At 57.4% G+C, this 15,292-nt stretch carries 10 protein-coding genes; 8 read left to right on the top strand and 2 right to left on the bottom strand.

All coding sequences use genetic code 11. The features are described from left to right. Positions 1–222: 222 nt before the first annotated feature. On the bottom strand, positions 223–816 hold the full coding sequence (locus tag QEN43_RS10440; RefSeq protein ID WP_026611518.1) for a glutathione S-transferase family protein: 594 nt from the start codon (positions 814–816) through the stop codon (positions 223–225). A gap of 199 nt (positions 817–1,015) precedes the next feature. Between QEN43_RS10440 and QEN43_RS10435 the strand changes: the two genes are divergently transcribed. From QEN43_RS10435 to QEN43_RS10400, 8 genes are all read left to right on the top strand, one after another. Continuing rightward, positions 1,016–2,425, top strand: coding sequence for an aminotransferase-like domain-containing protein (locus tag QEN43_RS10435; RefSeq protein ID WP_317963195.1), 1,410 nt, complete (start codon positions 1,016–1,018; stop codon positions 2,423–2,425). A 196-nt stretch (positions 2,426–2,621) separates the two neighbouring features. Then, positions 2,622–3,884: a 6-phosphofructokinase gene (locus QEN43_RS10430; RefSeq protein WP_026611520.1), complete on the top strand. Its 1,263-nt coding sequence runs from the start codon at positions 2,622–2,624 to the stop codon at positions 3,882–3,884. Between the two features lie 62 nt (positions 3,885–3,946). Continuing rightward, the gene (locus tag QEN43_RS10425) at positions 3,947–6,079 is read left to right on the top strand and encodes a sodium-translocating pyrophosphatase (RefSeq protein ID WP_084162302.1); all 2,133 of its coding nucleotides are present in this window, start codon (positions 3,947–3,949) and stop codon (positions 6,077–6,079) included. Between the two features lie 223 nt (positions 6,080–6,302). Next, positions 6,303–7,403 carry a glycine cleavage system aminomethyltransferase GcvT gene (gcvT, locus tag QEN43_RS10420; protein WP_317963194.1) on the top strand — a complete coding sequence of 367 codons (1,101 nt, stop codon included), beginning with the start codon at positions 6,303–6,305 and terminating at the stop codon, positions 7,401–7,403. Between the two features lie 263 nt (positions 7,404–7,666). Continuing rightward, positions 7,667–9,076: an HDOD domain-containing protein gene (locus QEN43_RS10415; protein ID WP_051331962.1), complete on the top strand. Its 1,410-nt coding sequence runs from the start codon at positions 7,667–7,669 to the stop codon at positions 9,074–9,076. A 172-nt stretch (positions 9,077–9,248) separates the two neighbouring features. Beyond that, positions 9,249–10,484 carry an HDOD domain-containing protein gene (locus tag QEN43_RS10410; protein ID WP_162144341.1) on the top strand — a complete coding sequence of 412 codons (1,236 nt, stop codon included), beginning with the start codon at positions 9,249–9,251 and terminating at the stop codon, positions 10,482–10,484. Between the two features lie 45 nt (positions 10,485–10,529). After that, a complete protein-coding gene (gene prlC, locus QEN43_RS10405) occupies positions 10,530–12,575 on the top strand; it encodes an oligopeptidase A (RefSeq protein ID WP_026611525.1) in 2,046 nt (681 codons plus the stop codon). A gap of 236 nt (positions 12,576–12,811) precedes the next feature. Beyond that, complete coding sequence (locus tag QEN43_RS10400) at positions 12,812–14,380, top strand: ArnT family glycosyltransferase (protein WP_317964062.1); 1,569 nt, start codon at positions 12,812–12,814, stop codon at positions 14,378–14,380. Between the two features lie 178 nt (positions 14,381–14,558). Here QEN43_RS10400 and crp read toward each other — a convergent pair whose 3' ends face one another. Next, the gene (crp, locus tag QEN43_RS10395) at positions 14,559–15,206 is read right to left on the bottom strand and encodes a cAMP-activated global transcriptional regulator CRP (protein ID WP_026611526.1); all 648 of its coding nucleotides are present in this window, start codon (positions 15,204–15,206) and stop codon (positions 14,559–14,561) included. Positions 15,207–15,292: the final 86 nt, after the last annotated feature.

Genomic DNA, 15,292 nt, shown 5'->3' with positions numbered 1-15,292 from the left:
CGGTAAGTCTCAAAATTGCTAAGCTCAGAAGGCAACCCGTGCCGACGCAGCCCTTCGGCTCACCCTCTGTCGTTGGAATTGTCCATCTCCTCGCGGCGTTCTGCCGGCCGAAAGCACGTTGGCTTCATCGGCCGAGAACTCTTTTCCGGCGTAACGCCTCAACCAATCGTCCTTCGAGTTAGCGGTCACCGCCTCATGTTCATCCAAATTCGGAAGGGACGATCAGAGTCCCGGCATGCCGACGTAACCTGGCAAGGACCGGATACGTGCGAGCCATTGCCTGACGTGGGGATAGTCGTCTAACGCTATGCCGCCTTCCGGAGCCAGTGCGACATACGGATAACAGGCGATATCGGCGATGGTTGGCCAGTCTGCGGCCAGCCATTGTTCATGTTGGAGATGATTTTCCATGACGCTCAAAGCGGATCTCCCCAGTTCCTGGCATTGAGCCAGATCCCAGGGACGCTTGAATCTCTTCACGGCCCGCGCCCGAGCGAGACCATACAGGATCTCGTTTTCCGATAACGCCAGCCATTGCATGACCCTCGCCATCGCTTCCGCTTCGGTTGGGAGCCAGCGATGGTCGGCGTATTTTCTGGCCAGGTACACCAGGATCGCCATGGAGTCCCACACGATGGTGCCGCCATCGTCTAGCACGGGAACCTGTCCGCGTGGATTCAAGGCTAGGAAATCCGCGTGTTTGTGTTCCTGCTTTGTCAGATCGACGGGGACTGACTCGCAATGCAGCCCGAGCAACGAGCAAAACAGTCTGATTTTGTAAGCATTTCCCGATAATTCCATGTCGTAAAGCTTCATGATCGTGCCTGGTTTGGGTTTGTTTTACCAATTCGGCCGCTTGGTTTTCCGGTCACCGTCGCCGGATCATCCACACGAGCGTTTCGAAGATCGTCTTTGTGCAATGGTGGCCGTACAATAACCAACCGGTTGCGGACAATACAGATACAGTTGACGATCGATCCGGCCAACCTGTACCGGTCGCGGAGCCAGGACAATCATGAACTTTCTCGATCTCGATCCCCACGACAGCCGCCCTTTGATCGAACAAATCGTGGCCGGTATCAAACAACGCGTCGATGAGCGGCTCTTGCGGCCGGGCACGCGTCTGCCTTCGCTCCGGCATTTCGCGAAAGAGCACCGCGTCAGCAAATTTACCGTGGTGCAGGCGTTCGATCGGCTGGTGGCGATGGGCTATCTGAAATCGCGACAGGGCTCGGGTTTCTACGTCGCCCAGCGCCCGGAATACGGGAACGCCGCGAATCAGTCCTGCCGGCTCGAAAGAGCGATGGATGTGCTTTGGCTGCTCCGCAACGCTTTGCAGGAACAATCCCATTTCGCCATGCCGGGCGCCGGCTGGCTGCCCGGCGAGTGGATGGACGGCGCGGGGATACAGCGCAGTCTGCGTACGCTCGCCCGCAAAAGCGGTCCCCATTTGACCGGTTACGGCTTGCCGGCCGGCTACGAACCGTTGCGGGTTCTGTTGGCACGGCGGCTCGAAGACCAGGGTATCGGCTGTTCTTCGCGGCAGATCGTCACCACCCGTGGCGCCACCCATGCCCTGGACCTGATCAGCCGGTTGTTCGTCAAACCGGGCGATGCCGTGCTGGTGGACGATCCGGGCTATTACACCCTGTTCGGCTATCTGAAGCTTTCGGGAGCACGCCTGGTCGGCGTGCCTTGGACGACCCGAGGCCCGGATACCGGCGCGATGGAACGCCTAATCCAGGAGCATAAGCCCAAGGTCTTTTTTACCAATACCGTGCTGCACAATCCGACCGGCGTCAGCATTGCTCAGCCGGTTGCCCACAGAGTGTTGCAACTGGCCGAACGCTACGATCTGATGGTCGTGGAGGACGATGTCTACGGCGATTTACTGAGCGGGCAGTTGACCCGCCTCGCGACCCTGGACCAATTGGAACGGGTAGTGTTCGTGAGCAGTTTCTCCAAAACCGTTTCCGCGAGTCTCAGAGTCGGTTTCCTGGCCTGCAAATACGAAATCGCCGAGAGCCTGACGGATCTCAAGCTCCTGACCAGCCTAACAACCTCGGAAATCGACGAGAGGCTGGTTTACGAGCTTCTCACCGACGGCTATTACCGGAAGCATCTGGAAAAGCTGCGTTCGCGGCTGCGCAAGGCGCGCGGGGAAGCCGTAAAGAACTTGGAAAACAGCGGGCTCGAGCTCTATCGCGAAGAGGAAGACGGCCTTTTCATCTGGGCGCGCCGAGATCCATCCGAGAACGCTACCGCGCTCGCGGCGGCGGCTGCCAAGCAGGGCATCATGCTGGCGCCGGGTGCCTTGTTCAGCCCCTATCAGGAAGCCTCGCCCTGGCTGCGTTTCAATGCCGCGGGCTGCGACAATCCAGCCATTTTCCGTTTTCTTCAAACCGAGCCTATCGGCGGCGGGTAGGGACGCCGTGGCTCGGCAGCTTTTTGCCGACGGGTCGTCTTCTGCCAAGACGGACTAAGTTTCTCGTTTTTCGACAAAAATCAGTAAATGTCCGTACGTAGGATTACGGCCTGATTGACCTTCTAAGTGCCTTGTACTGTCGGATTAATTGTTCTAATGTAGGCTCTTTCGGACTCCGGAGGATAAAAGGACGGCTATGGCCATTCGGAATGCATTTTACGCCCAATCTGGCGGCGTGACCGCTGTCATTAACGCATCTGCCTGCGGTGTGATTGAGACTGCGCGCCAGTACAGCGATCGCATCGGCAGTGTTTATGCGGGGCGTAACGGCATCGTCGGCGCGTTAACCGAAGACCTCATCGACACGACGCAGGAATCCGATCAGGCTATCGCAGGTCTGCGGTATACGCCGGGCGGGGCTTTCGGTTCCTGCCGCTACAAGCTGAAGGGACTCGAGGAGGGCAGGGCGCAATACGAGCGGCTGATCGAAGTCTTCAAGGCTCACGACATCGGCTATTTTTTCTACAACGGCGGCGGCGACTCGGCCGATACCTGCCTCAAAGTGTCGCAGCTTTCGGAAAAAATGGGCTACCCCTTGTGCGCTATCCACATCCCCAAGACGGTGGATAACGATCTGCCTATCACCGACAACTGTCCGGGGTTCGGCTCCGTGGCCAAATATATCGCCATCTCCACCCTCGAGGGCAGTTTCGACGTAGCCTCAATGGCGGCTACATCCACCAAGATTTTCGTTATCGAAGTCATGGGACGCCATGCTGGTTGGATCGCGGCGGCCGGCGGGCTGGCGGCCGACGAGACGCGCGATATTCCTCTCGTCATCCTGTTTCCGGAAGTTCCGTTCGATCAAGCGAAGTTCCTGGCGGCGGTCGAGGATAAGGTCAAGCGTTACGGCTATTGCTCGATCGTGGTCTCCGAGGGCGTGAAAGGCCCCGACGGTAAATTCTTGGCCGACGCCGGCATCAAGGACGTGTTCGGTCATACCCAGTTGGGCGGTGTCGCTCCGCTGATCGCTTCGCTGGTCAAGAATGGTTTGGGATTTCGGTGCCACTGGGCGGTGGCCGATTATCTGCAGCGCTCCGCCCGTCATATCGCTTCGAAAACCGATGTCGAGCAGGCCTACGCTGTGGGCAAAGCCGCCGTCGAGTTGGCTCTGGAAGGTAAGAATGCGGTCATGCCCACGATCGTCCGTACCTCCAATTCGCCCTATCGGTGGGAGATCGGCCACGCCGACTTGGCGGATGTGGCCAACGTGGAAAAGAAAATGCCGCGTGAGTTTATTTCCGAGGACGGTTTTGGCATTACCGATGCCTGCCGCGCCTATTTGCTTCCTTTGATCGAAGGTGAAGACTATCCGCCGTACCGGAACGGATTGCCAGATTACGTCGTACTGAAAAACGCGGCGGTTCCCAAAAAACTAACCAGCCAATTCGCAGTGTGATTTCCAATCACATGCCTCATGTGGTGTAAAAATAAGAATTCGTAAAAAAAGAGGAGGAGAACATGGCCTATTTACTCGTCGCCCGAGCTCAAGAGGGCGTCCGGCAGGTACTGACTGACCGCCGTTGTAAGCTTATCGCCGGGTTGGCACTCATCGAGTTGCTGTATATCGGTTACACCATCGGCTGGGGGGTGGCTTTTGCCTTCACGGCTGCGGTCGCCGCCCTGATCTACGGGATCCTTTCCATTTCCTGGATCAACGCCCAATCGCCGGGCAATGAGCGCATGGTCGACATTGCCTCGGCCATTCAGCAAGGCGCCAAAGCTTATCTGAACCGCCAGTACAAGACGATCGGTCTGGTCGGTGGCGCTCTCTTCCTGGTGATCGGCGTCACTTTGGGGTGGGCGGTCGCGCTAGGCTTCGCGGTCGGTGCCGTGCTGTCCGGCGTTGCCGGTTATGTAGGCATGAACATCTCGGTGCGGTCCAACTCGCGTACCGCGCAAGCGGCTTACCAAGGCATGAATGCCGCTTTCACCGTCGCCTTCCGGGGCGGCGCGATCACCGGGCTATTGGTGGTCGGACTGGGGCTGCTGGGCGTTGCCGGTTATTACGTGGTTCTTAAGGCGTCGGGTGTTGAAGATCCTCTACACGCGTTGGTGGGGCTCGCTTTCGGGGGATCGCTGATTTCCATTTTCGCTCGTTTGGGGGGCGGCATCTTCACTAAGGGTGCCGACGTCGGTGCGGATTTGGTGGGCAAGGTTGAGGCCGGAATTCCCGAGGACGATCCGCGCAATCCGGCCGTCATCGCTGACAACGTGGGTGACAATGTGGGCGATTGCGCCGGCATGGCTGCCGACTTGTTCGAAACCTACGCGGTGACCATCATCGCCACCATGCTGCTGGGCGGCCTGCTCACCTCGGGATCGGAAAACGCTATCGCTTATCCGCTGGTGCTCGGCGGAATCTCGATCATAGCGTCCATCATCGGCACGGGTTTCGTGGAGGTCGGCGAAGGACGCAAGATCATGAGCGGGCTTTACAAGGGCGTCATCATTTCCGGGAGCCTGGCCGCTCTAGCGTTCTATCCGGTGACGCTCGCGCTGTTCGGCGGCGAAGTGTCGCTTGGGGGCGAAACGATTTCGGCAAACGACATTTATTTTTCCGCGCTCATCGGCCTGATCCTGACCGGGGCCATGGTCGCTATCACCGAGTACTACACGGCGACGGAATTCAAACCGGTGCAGCACATCGCATCGGCATCCACCACCGGGCATGCTACCAACATCATCGCGGGGTTGGGCATCTCCATGAAGTCCACCGCGGCACCCGTCGTTGCCGTATGCGCGAGCATCTGGGGAGCCTACGAACTGGCCGGTTTGTTCGGCATCGCGGTGGCGGCTACGGCGATGCTGTCCATGACCGGGATGATCGTGGCCCTGGACGCCTACGGTCCCATCACGGACAACGCCGGAGGCATCGCCGAGATGGCCGAATTGCCCGCGGAAATCCGCAATATCACCGATCCGCTCGATGCCGTCGGCAATACCACCAAAGCGGTCACCAAGGGTTATGCTATCGGCTCGGCCGGGCTCGCCGCGCTCGTGCTGTTCGCCGACTATACCCATAACCTGGGCGGCGATACCGTCTTCGAGCTGTCCAACCACATGGTGGTCATCGGGCTCTTCATCGGCGGTTTGGTGCCTTATCTGTTCGGCGCACTGGCGATGGAGGCCGTAGGACGTGCCGCAGGCGGCATCGTCAACGAAGTGCGGCGTCAGTTCCGGGAAATTCCCGGTATCATGGACTATACCGCGAAGCCGGATTATTCGAAGGCTGTGGATATGCTGACCAGAGCGGCAATCAAGGAGATGATCGTGCCCTCTCTGTTGCCCGTTGCGATACCTCTTCTGGTCGGACTGCTCCTTGGAAAGGAGGCGCTGGGCGGCGTGCTCATCGGGTCGATCATTACCGGCTTGTTCGTGGCCATTTCGATGACCACCGGGGGCGGTGCCTGGGACAATGCGAAAAAATATATTGAGGATGGACATCACGGGGGCAAGGGTTCGGAAGCCCATAAAGCAGCCGTGACCGGCGATACTGTCGGTGATCCGTACAAGGACACGGCAGGTCCGGCCGTCAACCCCATGATCAAGATCATCAATATCGTGGCGCTTTTGATCATTCCGTTGCTGTAAGCATCGCAACAGTATGATTCGAGGCCGGCTTTTGCCGGCCTCTTTGTTTCTTGGTTTTTGGATTTGCCCGGCGAGGCGTTCGCTCAGGGGATGAAAGGTGGCTCCGAGAAGCCGAAGTCCGTGTGGGACCCGGCGATCGCGGGCGCTCATGTTTTCCTTCGAGTGGTATCCGCGAGTGATGAGTCTAAACAAGCATCCATTCAAAGATGTCAGGTCCGAATCCATGGCGCGCAAAACAATCTTGAACGACATCCACAAACAAAACGGCGGACGCATGGTGGAGTTCGCCGGCTGGGAGCTACCGCTTCATTTTGGATCGCAACTAGAAGAGCACCATGCCGTGCGGCGCGACGCCGGGATTTTCGACGTGTCGCACATGACTATTATCGATCTCGAAGGTAAGGACTGCTGTCGGTTTCTGCGCGAACTGCTGGCGAACGACGTCGCTCGATTGAGCGGTTCCGGCAAGGCGCTGTACAGCTGCATGCTCGACGAAAGCGGCGGCATCCTAGACGATTTGACCGTTTTCCGCCGCGCGGAGGATCGGTATCGGATCGTGGGCAATGCCGCTACCCGCGAGAAGGTCATTGCCTGGATTGAGCGGCATGCCCTGGGATTCTCCGTGAACATCCTGCCTAGACAGGATCTCGCGATCATCGCAGCGCAGGGGCCGGAAGCGAGACGCAAAGCCGATGCTTGTCTGCCGGCGGAATTGCACGCCGCCGCTGCTTCCCTGGCGCCGTTCGAGTTTGCCGAGGCAGGCGATTGGTTTCTGTCCTGCAGCGGCTACACGGGCGAGGATGGTTTGGAAATCATTCTGCCTCAAACCGACGCGCCCGCCTTGTGGACAGGGCTAATCGCGGAAGGCTTTAGACCTTGCGGACTGGGCGCCCGCGACACTTTGCGGCTCGAAGCCGGCATGCGTCTTTATGGACTGGATATGGACGAGACCGTGACTCCGCTAGAAGCGGGGTTGGCCTGGACGGTCGCCTGGGAACCGGCCGAGCGTAGCTTCATCGGTCGTACGGCTTTGGAGGAGCAGCGGAAAACCGGGCAACTGCGCCGGTTTGTCGGGCTCGTGTTGACGGATAAGGGCGTGTTGCGGCATGGGCAGAAGGTCGTCGTTCCGGGGGGAAGCGAGGGTGTCGTCACGAGCGGGATTTTCTCGCCTACGCTCAACCGATCGATCGCCTTTGCCCGTGTTCCTCCCGGGGCTTATGACCGCGCCTGGGTGGATATTCGTGGCCGCTTAAAAGAGGTACTGATTACGCCGCCGCGTTTTGTCAGGCAGGGACGCGCGATTTTCGACTTGGATCGAAGTTAATAATCAGCCCCGCAAATACCCTCCCTGGTGTTTACGGGCTGTCGCCCAAGCCGGTACACGCCCGGTTTATGCTCACGGGGCTTGTCGCCGCGCCGGGGCATCCCTGCCCCGGATTAACCCGCCTATATTTTATAGGCCGGGTTAATAAACGGCGGTTAGGCTAGTATTTTAGAAGCGGCCAAGCATGCGCTCGTAGAGTTGTATGTGAAGCGCGTCACATATAGAGCAAAACGGATGTTCCGCCTTGGAGTGAGCGGCTATAAATGAATACCCTCGTATTGGCAATCGGTATCCTCAGTCTCGGTGCAGCAGGCTGGCTCAGCTTCAGGTTGGTTGCGGCCAAAAGGAGCGCTGCTTATCCCGACATTCAAATCCTTTCCGACCTGGTCCTGGCGGGATCGGACGCCCCCCCACCTGTGTCGATCAGAACTGAGCCAGTTCCTCCCGAGATTCTAAGGCGTTTGGCACCGCTGGCGGCGCTCAGCGAAGAAGAACTGATCGCTTTCGCTTCCGAGCGTCTGATGGAGTTCTATCCGGCGGGCTCGGCCGTCTTCCGCGGGGGCGAGGAGACCGATACCGATATTTTTTTACTAAAAGGCACGCTGATGATCGGCCCGGAGCGTGGCACCAAAAGAAAGGTGGACTCGGACAGCGATGCTGCCCGTTTTCCGTTGAATCGGGACGGAAGGGCGTCGGTCACGGCACATGCCTGGACGGACGTTTGGGTATTGCGCGTGCCTACCTCGATCTTACGGCAGTATGCCGAGAGGCCACAGGTCCGGACGATTAGCCCGCCGGATCTGACGCGGTGTCCGCTGCCTCCGGAGCTGCGGGGAAGCAGCTTGTTCTATGTTTTTTGCCGAACGTTCCATAAAGGTAAGCTCGACTTGCCGGCTTTCCCGTCGGTGGCCTTCAAGCTGAGGCAGGCCATGCGCGAGGAGATCGACTTCGTCAAAGCGACAAAAATCGTGCAGACGGACCCTGCGCTCGCGACCAAGCTGATACAAGTAGCGAACTCTCCGCTTTTTCTCACTGCCGAGCCGGCCAAGACTTGCCAAAGCGCTATCGCCCGATTGGGCCTGGTAGCGACCCGTAACCTCATTTTCAGCATGAGCATGAAGGGGATTTTCAATGCGGGCAGCCCGCCGATCAGGAAGCTCATGACGGAGGTGTGGAAGACCAGCCTTCACATGTCGGTGATTTCATCCGTGCTGGCGGCGAAAACCGGACAGGTCGATCCGGACAAAGCGCTGTTGGGAGGATTGATCGTTCGTATCGGCGCCGTTCCTTTTCTTTCTTTCGCCGAAAAATTTCGGTCCGAGCATCAAAATTCGGAGGAACTCGAGGTGGCATTGCCCATCATCCAAGGTCCGGTCGGGCAATATTTGCTCGCCAAATGGGAGTTTTCCGACGAGTATCTCGATCTTCCGCTAATTGCCGAGCAGTGGAACTATTCCTCCGGCACGGACCGGCTTGATTTGGCCGATATCGTCCAATTGGCGACATGGCACAGCTATCTCGGAACGCCCAGAATGGCTGATTTGCCGCCCATCACCGAATTACCCGCTTACGCCAAACTCAAAGACGCTACACTGACTCCGGAGCAGTCGCTCAAGGTGCTGTACGACGCCAAGGAGCAGATTGCCGAGACCCTGAGAGTATTTGGTCAGTGATGCAGGGTATGTCCTTTCGACATCGACCTTGTGTTAGATTTGATAAATGAGTTTCCTAACGCGTATTTTCGGTTTACGGGATCAAGGCGCGCGCGTCGAGACCCAAGCCGCCGGGACAGAGACGGAAACGGATCCGGGGACAACGGAAACGGTACCTTCCGCACGGGAGGGGATGCCTATTACCTTGGACATCCTGAAGCAATTATTCCCGATACGTACGCTTAGCGACGAGGAGTTGAACGCGTTCGTTCTGGGCCGGAAGTCTGAGATTTACGAGCGTGGCGCGGTTTTGTTCAAGGCCGGGGAGCCGATCGAGTCAATTCATTACCTCCTGGAAGGAACGGTTTTAATGGAACTCGGTGGGGGGGAGACGTACGAAGTCACTGCAGATACCGCCAAAGCGAGATTTCCCTTGTGCTGCGGTAAGCAGTACAGCGCCACGGCACGCGCGCAGACCGACATTCAGATTTTGCGTGTCGCCAGCACGATCATGAGCCGTGGTGTTGCGGGGCCGAGGTCGCAACAGGCGCTGATCGACCCAAGCGACGAGCAGATTCCGGCGGGCGTTCGGGAAAGCCGCTTGTTTCAGGCTTTCATCCAATCTTATAAGGACGAAGAATTGCGAATTCCTTCGTTGCCGGACGTGGCTATGAGATTGAGGAAGGCCATGCTGCACGATATCGGTATCGATGAAGCCGCCAGGATCGTTCAACTCGATCCGGCCATTGCCGCAAAGCTCATTCATATCGCCAACAGTCCGCTCTATCTACCCGTTCGCCCGATTAGCAATTGCCATGATGCGGTTTTGCGTCTGGGACTAACGGCGACCCGAAATCTGGTGACCAGCTTTTGCCTGAAAGAAATTTTTCGTTCTAAAGATCCGTACCTCAACCAGCTCTTTCAGCAACAGTGGAGGGCAAGCGTCAAATTATCGAGTCTCTGTTATATATTGGCCGATGAGAACGAGGGAGTCAGCCGCGAGGAAGCTCTGCTCGCTGGATTGGTTGCAGATATTGGGGTCATTCCGTTTCTTTATTTTGCGGAAGTGTTTCCTCGAGAATACTGGACTCCGGAGGAAGTCGAAGCGACCATACCTTACATCAGAGGACCAATCGGTACTTTTTTGCTGAAAAAGTGGGATTTTCCTGCCAACTTGATCGAAATTCCCATGCTGGCCGAGGACTGGTATCACGACAGCGGAAACGCGCTCGCGATGAGTGATATCGTGATCTTGTCCAAGCTGCATAGTTATATCGGAACGCGTCGTATGGCGGAGTTGCCGGCGATCAACTCAATTCCGGCTTGTGCCAAGCTAAAGGACGGCCGGTTGTCGCCTACCTATAGCCTTAAGGTTCTGCACGATGCCGAGGATAGAATCCGGAAAGCGACGCAGTTTCTCGAAACCTGAATTGGCTCCATTCCGTCTCATATTTAGTCAAGTCAGATTGAAACGATGAGCAACCCATTATTCGATATGGACGGTCTACCGCCGTTTTCCCGAATCAAAGCCGAGCATGTCGTGCCGGCCATAACACGCCTGCTGGACGAAAATCGCGAAGCTATCGCGAGCTTGCTCGAGCCGGGAAAAACCTATACCTGGGAAAACCTCGTGGAGCCGCTGGAAGATCTGGAAGACCGGCTCAACAAGGCTTGGTCGCCGGTAAGCCATATGAATGCCGTGGTAAACAGCGAGGAGATGCGAGAGGCTTACAATACCTGTCTTCCGCTGTTGAGCGACTACGCCACGGAAATCGGGCAAAACGAAGAGTTGTACGCGGCTTACCGCAGTCTTGCCGAAAGCACCGACGCGGCCAAACTGGACGACGCGCAGAGGAAGATCCTCGAGAATGCGCTTAGAGATTTCCGTCTGTCCGGCGTCGAACTGAGTCCGGAGAAGAAAGCCCGTTTCAAGGCGATTGCGCAGGAGCTTTCCAAACTCACGAGCCAATTTCAGGATAACGTGCTCGACGCGACGAATGCCTGGAGCAAGCACATCGAGGATGAAAGTCTGTTGACCGGACTGCCTGAGTCGGCGCTTGCCATGGCGCGCCAAACGGCCGCGGCGCAAGGCAAGAGCGGATGGGTATTCAATCTGGAATTCCCGTCCTACATCGCCGTGATGACTTACGCGGATGATCGCGAGCTGCGCCGCGAATTCTACACGGCTTACAGCACCCGAGCTTCCGATCAAGGTCCGAACGCCGGCCGTTGGGACAATTCCGAGATTATGGAGAGAATCCTCGCCTTGCGGCACGAGCAGGCGTTGCTTCTCGGATATTCGAACTATGCGGAGTTGTCGCTTGCGACGAAGATGGCGCGTTCGACCGAGGAAGTGATGCATTTTCTGAACGACCTGGCAAGCCGCAGCCTGCCGCGAGCGAAACGTGACCTCGAAGAACTGAAAGCGTTTGCCGAACAGGAGCACGGGATAGCCTCGCTGGAAGCTTGGGATCTGGCGTATTACTCTGAAAAGCTCAAGCAATACAAATTTGCCCTGTCGGAAGAAGAGATTCGGACGTACTTCCCGGTCACTCGGGTGGTGCCCGGGATGTTCAGTGTGGTTGAGCGTTTGTACGGGATCAAGATCCGGGAAAGATCCGGCGTGGACGTCTGGCATCCGGATGTCAAGTTTTATGAGATTCATGACCAGTCGGGTGAATTCTTGGGCGGTTTTTATCTCGATCTTTATGCCCGGCCCAAGAAACGTGGCGGAGCGTGGATGGACGAATGCGTCACCCGGCGCAGAATCGGCCAGAGGATTCAACATCCGGTCGCCTATCTAACCTGCAATTTCGCGCCCCCGACCAACGGCGAGCCGTCCTTGCTGCGGCATGACGAGGTGTTGACCCTATTCCATGAGTTCGGCCATGGATTGCACCATATGCTGACCAAGGTCGATTATCTCGGTGTTTCCGGCATCCACGGCGTTGAATGGGATGCCGTGGAGTTGCCGAGCCAGTTCATGGAAAATTTCTGCTGGGAACCCGAAGCGCTGGAGCTGATATCGGGCCATTACCGGACCGGTGAACCTTTGCCCAAGGATCTTCTGGACAAGATGATCGCGGCCCGTAATTTCCAGTCCGGCATGCAGATGGTCCGCCAGCTCGAATTCAGTCTGTTCGATTTCCGTATTCACCTGGAGTATGATCCGAGCCGGGGCGGATGGATTTATCCGATTCTCGACGAGGTCAGGAAGCAGGTGGCGGTTTTTATCCCGCCGCCGTTCAACCGATTCCCGCACAGCTTCTCGCACATCTTCGGCGGGGGCTACGCGGCTGGCTATTACAGCTACAAATGGGCGGAAGTGTTGTCCAGCGACGCTTTCTCACTGTTGGAGGAAAAAGGCATTTTCGCGCCCGAGGTGGGTCGATCCTTCCTGGAAAACATCCTCGCGCGGGGCGGCAGCCGTAAGGCCATGGAGCTTTTCATCGCTTTCCGCGGACGTGAGCCCACGATCGATGCTCTGCTTAGGCATAACGGCATCGTGGAAGCGGCTTAGCGGCTAAACCGCGCGGTTCTCCGGGGTGAAGCGGCGTAAGTCGCTTTGCCCGTCGTTTTCGAATTGAACCGTCAGTGGCCGCTTGGTGAGCGGTCAGACGTAGTGGCCCATAGTACCGGTGCATTGGGGGCGCCGGTCTTTCATAACGAAAACTTATAACAACGATATTTATGCCATACCGGGCGATTGCCAGAGATTATGTTCTGCTCTGGTGTGTCCTTGTGTTCTCCGGCCTCGTGTTGAGGCCTCTCATACCCGTCGATGAAACCCGCGCCGTATCGGTGGCCTGGGAAATGTGGCAGCGAGGCGATTTCCTCGTGCCTTACCTAAACGGCAAGCCCTATAGCCACAAGCCGCCGCTATTGCAATGGGTCATCCATTTGAGCTGGTTCGTTTTTGGCGTCAACGATTGGACGCCTCGATTTGTCGGGCCTTTGTTCGGTTTGGGCAACCTGTTCCTGACCGAGCGTCTGGCGCGCCGGTTGTGGCCTGAAGCGGACACGGTATCGCGCCTCGCGCCGTTGATCTTGCTGGGTCTCGCAGTCTGGTCCTTGTGGACGACTCTGACCCTCTACGACATGCTAGTGGCGTTTTTTGCCCAATTGGGGGTGTTGGGGATTTTACGAGCCGCCCAGGGCGCGTTCGGTATGGGCTGGTTGATGATGGCCGTCGGCATTGGCGGAGGGGTGTTATCCAAAGGACCCATTATCCTTCTGCTGATATTGCCGGCGGGTCTGTTGGCGCCTTGGTGGTCGACGCGCGTTCCCGGTTCGGGCTGGATTGGATGGTACGCCGGTATCCTGGCAGCTACCCTGTTAGGTACGTCGATCGGCCTTGCATGGGCGATTCCGGCCGGAATGGCTGGCGGGGAGGCATACGCGCAGGCCATCTTCTGGAGCCAATCAGTCGGGCGTATCGCCAACTCCTTCGCTCATAAGAGATCCTGGTGGTGGTACGCGCATACCCTGCCCATGGTTCTCTTCCCCTGGATTCTTTGGCCCGGTATCTGGCGCAACCTGGTAAAGCCGAAAGCCGATTCGAGTTTACGCTTTTGCGTGCTTCATGTGGTTGCGGTGTTGCTCCTGTTGTCGGCCATTAGTGCAAAACAGATTCATTATCTGCTTCCTTCCCTGCCCATCTGGGCACTGATTTTTGCTCGTGTTTTCGCTGACCCATCGCTGCGGATCGGGCGCTTTGGCCAGATCGCGTTCGGTGCCATCGTGCTCGGTCTGGGGCTGGTTATGGCTTGGCTTCCGTTTATCGCGCAAGCGCTTGGGTTTCCGAAGTCCGATAGCACTGTCGTTGTCGTCGCGGAAGCCTTTCCTCTCGTCGCGATCGTGCTCATCGTCGGTTTGGGAGCTTTTTTGCTGCTATGGCGGCCACGGGATTCGGCAACGATGGTGCGGGGCGTCGTGGGAGCGATGATCGGGGTGATTCTGGTTGCGCATCTCGTTTATGTCGAGGCGGGACGGCCTCACCACGACCTACGTTCTGTGGCGGTCCGTATCGCGCAATTACAGGCGCGTGGAATACCGATTGCGCATTGGGAGAAATACAGCGGGGACTTCCAATTCATCGGAAGGCTGACGGCACCTTTAGAGGTGCTGCACACGGGTCAAGACTTATCCGAATGGTTGGTCGCACACCCTGAAGGTTATGTCGTCATCGTTTATCGCGGCAGCAAGAAAGGCTTTGAGGAAACTGCTGATTTCATCCAACCTTACCGAGGCAAGCGGCGTATCGGGTTGTGGAAGGCGTCCGAGCTGCTCACGCGGTCGGCGGCGTTGGACGAGCTGGCCGATTGATGGCGTAAGCCGGCATCGAGTTGCTGCTACAACGGAGCTCTGAAGGAACGGATTCCGGTCATGCTCTTCGGCTGAGTTCAGGTGAGCGTTCGACCAGCGTGTCCTGAGAGCCCTTCGACAGGTCTGTCGCAGAGCTTGACCCGAGCGTCCTGAAGAAGGCTTGGAACGCGGACGCAGTCTAACGGGTGCCGTAGACGACGATCGTTTTGCCTTTGGCTGAGAGAAGTCCTTGTTCCTCGAGATTTTTGAGAACCCTCCCGGCCACCTCCCGGGAACAGCCTACGATGCGGCCCAGCTCCTGCCGAGTGATACGGATCTGCATGCCGTCGGGATGTGTTAGCGCTCCGGGCTGCTTGCACAGTTCTATTAGAGTATGGGCGATGCGTCCCGAGACATCGAGAAACGCGAGATTGCCGACTTTTCGGCTAGTGTTAAGGAGGCGCCGGGACAGCTGACGTCCAAGCAGGCTTAAGATCTCAACGGCGTGCTCGGCGAGCTCGCCCTTGAGCAATTGAGCGAATCGAACATAGCTGATCTCGGCCAGTTGGCTCGGCTCCCGGGTGGTGACCGTCACATCCCGCTGCATGGACCCCATGAATACGCCGATTTCGCCGATAAACTCTCCCTTATTCAGGTAAGCGAGAACGATATCGTCACCGCTTGGCCGGTGTGGCATGCTGACTGTAACCGCCCCTTCGATGATGTAATAAAGCGTGTCTCCAGCGTCCCCGGGGCGAATAATGGGCGTTTTGTTAGGATAACGGCGGCGGTGACAATAAGACAGAAGATTTGCGATGACGTCGTCCGATTTTGAGAGAGAGTGCATGAGCGTTTCGAGTCCAGTGAAAACGATCTTTCAAGTTTAGCAGCGATTAATTTTGCTTGGCGCGGCAGGGAATTATGATAAAGTAA

The organism is Methylocaldum szegediense, from assembly GCF_949769195.1.
In the GTDB taxonomy this organism is placed as follows: domain Bacteria; phylum Pseudomonadota; class Gammaproteobacteria; order Methylococcales; family Methylococcaceae; genus Methylocaldum; species Methylocaldum szegediense.
Note: the sequence above shows the minus strand (reverse complement) of the source record. Positions and strands in the feature narration are given on the sequence as shown.

Coding starts and splice junctions, on each gene's coding strand:
- QEN43_RS10435 (WP_317963195.1), top strand. CDS start 1,016: ATGAACTTTCTCGATCTCGATCCCCACGACAGCCGCCCTTTGATCGAA.
- QEN43_RS10440 (WP_026611518.1), bottom strand. CDS start 816: ATGAAGCTTTACGACATGGAATTATCGGGAAATGCTTACAAAATCAGA.
- QEN43_RS10410 (WP_162144341.1), top strand. CDS start 9,249: ATGCCTATTACCTTGGACATCCTGAAGCAATTATTCCCGATACGTACG.
- QEN43_RS10430 (WP_026611520.1), top strand. CDS start 2,622: ATGGCCATTCGGAATGCATTTTACGCCCAATCTGGCGGCGTGACCGCT.
- crp (WP_026611526.1), bottom strand. CDS start 15,206: ATGCACTCTCTCTCAAAATCGGACGACGTCATCGCAAATCTTCTGTCT.
- QEN43_RS10425 (WP_084162302.1), top strand. CDS start 3,947: ATGGCCTATTTACTCGTCGCCCGAGCTCAAGAGGGCGTCCGGCAGGTA.
- prlC (WP_026611525.1), top strand. CDS start 10,530: ATGAGCAACCCATTATTCGATATGGACGGTCTACCGCCGTTTTCCCGA.
- gcvT (WP_317963194.1), top strand. CDS start 6,303: ATGGCGCGCAAAACAATCTTGAACGACATCCACAAACAAAACGGCGGA.
- QEN43_RS10415 (WP_051331962.1), top strand. CDS start 7,667: ATGAATACCCTCGTATTGGCAATCGGTATCCTCAGTCTCGGTGCAGCA.